Genomic DNA, 3,019 nt, shown 5'->3' with positions numbered 1-3,019 from the left:
GGTTTTCAAGACTTTTAAGGGTTTTTGAGACTAAGTATCTGGAAATATTAATAAAAGAGCCGATACTTTCATGAGTGTAATTTTCTATTAAAACATTCTTCATTTTACCCGGCTCCTGCACAGTGGCTATTCTAAGTAAAAATTCTACAATTTTTTCCTCAGTGGAATAAAAACTGCTGTGTGTTAAATACGTCATGGAAATATTATAATCCCTTATAACTGATTTTAAAAAATACTTATATCCTTTAGGATTTTCCTCTAAAAAAGCTTCTATTTCCTCTTTGAAAATAAATCTTAATTTTGTATCTTTCAGAAACTTTATAATATAGACCCTTTTTTTATTTGAGAACATTTCGATATCCCCAATAACTGTACCGCTATATTTGAATTTATACAGCAATCTCTCTTTACCAGATACATCCTCTATACCTATGTCCAGTTCCCCGTCCTGAAAAAGTATAATTTCTTTTCCTGAATTAAAAATTATAAAATCATCTTTTTTATAATTTTTCTCTTTACCAAAACCAGAAAAATTTTCCGAGATATATTTTCTTGTTTCATTAAAATCCTGAATATCAAATAACTCTAAATATTCTTTAATCATCTCACGTCTCCCGCCCCATACTGGATAATTAAAAATATATAAAAACAGACGGCTTGCTGCCGACTGTTTTTATAAAATCTGTATTTTACATCTTAGAAATCTCTTCAAAAGCATTGTCCATTATCTTTATGGTCTCATCCATATCTTCCTTTGTATGAGCAGCAGATACAAAATGAGCTTCATACTTAGAAGGAGGTGTCACCACACCGGAATCGAGCATCACATTAAAATACTTGGCATATTTTTCTCCGTCAGTTTCTATTACATCGTCCAGTGTCTTTATTTCATCTTTGTCAGTAAAGAATATTGTAAAGAGAGATCCCTTTTTATTTATACACACTGGAACACCGTGTTTTTCAGAAATCTTCTCAATGTTTGAAGTAATATAGTCTACTTTTTCTTTGAGTTCCTCATAAAAAGTGTCTTTATTTTCCAAAAGAATGCTTATAGTCTCATATCCTGCCCTTACTGAAACAGGGTTACCAGATAAAGTTCCTGCATGATATACGTTCCCTACTGGAGCGATCATATCCATCAGTTCATTCTTTCCTCCAAAAGCACCTACAGGGTATCCTCCCCCTATAATTTTCCCAAGGGTAGTCAAGTCCGGAGTAACTCCATAGAGCTCCTGAGCACCTCCCAGAGCCAGTCTGAAGCCGCTTATTACCTCGTCAAAGATTAATACTGTATTGTTGGCTGTACACAGTTCTCTCACGCCTTTCAGGAATTCTACATCTGTCTCAATAATCCCCATATTTGCTGGAACAGGCTCCATTATAATGCATGCAATATCCTTGTCTTTGGCAAAGAGTTCCTCCATAAGATCAAGTCTTCCGAAAGGAAGTGTAAGGGTATCCTTTATAGTCCCTTCTGTTATCCCGTTGCTGTCCTGGTATCCGTCAGTGAGTAGACCGGAACCAGCCTTTACCATGAGAGAATCAGAATGTCCGTGATAGCATCCTTCAAATTTAAGTATCTTGTTTTTCTTTGTGTAGGCTCTTGCCAGTCTCACTGCAGCCATTGTAGCTTCTGTACCAGATGTAGTAAGTCTTATTTTTTCTATGGAAGGATAGCACTTTATCACAAGCTCAGCCAGATCTACCTCCATCTTTGTAGGAAGACCAAAAGAACTCCCGTCCTCTATAGCCTCTCTCACTCCAGCCACTACTCTCTCATTGTTGTGTCCCAGTATCATAGGTCCCCATGAGCAGATGTAGTCTATATATTCATTATTATCCTCGCACCATATTCTGCTTCCTTTTGCTCTTTTGGCAAAGATTGGGTAGCTTTTATTTACAGATCCGAAGGCTCTTACAGGGCTGTTTACCCCACCTGGAATTACTTTTTTTGCTCTTTCAAAAATTTCAGCAGAATTTTTATATCTCATGAATTTCACTCCTTAGTCAATCTCGTTATTCTTGAGCCATCTCGCTATATCTTTTGCATGGTAGGTTATTATTATAGACGCTCCTGCTCTCTTGAGGGCGTACATTTTTTCCACAACAATTCCCTTTTCATCTATCCACCCTTTTTCAGCTGCAGCTTTTACCATAGAGTACTCTGCACTTACATTGTAGGCTGCGATAGGTACGTCATATCTTCTGTACAGTCTTTTTATTACGTCCATATAGGCCAGAGCCGGCTTTACTATGAGTATGTCCGCTCCTTCTTCCAGGTCTGATTCAGCCTCTCTCAGGGCTTCTTTTGTGTTTCTAAAGTCCATCTGATAAGTTTTTCTGTCTCCGAAAGACGGAGCAGAGTCTGCTGCATCACGGAAAGGACCGTAAAATGATGAGGCATATTTTACACTGTAAGACATTATAGGGGTGTTTATGAACCCTTCATTGTCCAGAGCTTTTCTCATAGCCAGTATTCTTCCGTCCATCATATCTGAAGGGGCTACGATATCCGCTCCAGCCTTGGCATGGGATACAGCTATTTTAGAAAGATAATATAATGTCTCGTCATTGAGCACATGAGGCCCGCTTAAGATTCCACAGTGACCATGAGAAGTATATTCACACATACATACATCTGTTATCACCAGCATCTCAGGATATAATTTTTTGATAAATCTCACAGCTTCCTGCACTACGCCAAAATCATTATAGGCTTCTTTTCCCATGGGGTCTTTTGACAAAGGTATCCCGAAAAGCAGGACACTTCTTATACCCAGTTCCCATATCTCAGCCAGCTCAGGTTCCAGCATATCAAGAGATATTCTGTACTGACCAGGCATTGAAGTAATCTCTTTTTTTATCCCTTTTTCTTCCTCTATAAAAAGTGGATATACAAAATCCCTCACATCGAGATAGATATCCTTTACCATATCCCTCATAGACTGGCTGCTTCTTAGCCTTCTGTGTCTTTTAAACATTACATAGCCTCCTCAATCGCTTTGAGAATCCCTTCAGC

At 38.1% G+C, this 3,019-nt stretch carries 3 protein-coding genes; all 3 read right to left on the bottom strand.

The genetic code is table 11. The features are described from left to right. A partial coding sequence (locus ABZA26_RS11425) for a Crp/Fnr family transcriptional regulator (protein WP_372714651.1) occupies positions 1 to 604 on the bottom strand: 604 nt, incomplete at its 3' end. Positions 605 to 689: 85 nt separating this feature from the next. Next, complete coding sequence (hemL, locus tag ABZA26_RS11420) at positions 690 to 1,991, bottom strand: glutamate-1-semialdehyde 2,1-aminomutase (protein ID WP_372714650.1); 1,302 nt, start codon at positions 1,989 to 1,991, stop codon at positions 690 to 692. A gap of 12 nt (positions 1,992 to 2,003) precedes the next feature. Further along, entirely contained in the window at positions 2,004 to 2,981 is a 978-nt protein-coding gene (gene hemB, locus ABZA26_RS11415; RefSeq protein WP_372714649.1) for a porphobilinogen synthase, read from the bottom strand. Between the last annotated feature and the right edge of the window lie 38 nt (positions 2,982 to 3,019).

Origin of the sequence: Ilyobacter sp. (assembly GCF_041583315.1) — a bacterium.
In the GTDB taxonomy this organism is placed as follows: Bacteria; Fusobacteriota; Fusobacteriia; order Fusobacteriales; family Fusobacteriaceae; genus Ilyobacter.
This window is presented reverse-complemented; position numbering and strand designations above follow the sequence as displayed.

Coding starts and splice junctions, on each gene's coding strand:
- hemL (WP_372714650.1), bottom strand. CDS start 1,991: ATGAGATATAAAAATTCTGCTGAAATTTTTGAAAGAGCAAAAAAAGTA.
- hemB (WP_372714649.1), bottom strand. CDS start 2,981: ATGTTTAAAAGACACAGAAGGCTAAGAAGCAGCCAGTCTATGAGGGAT.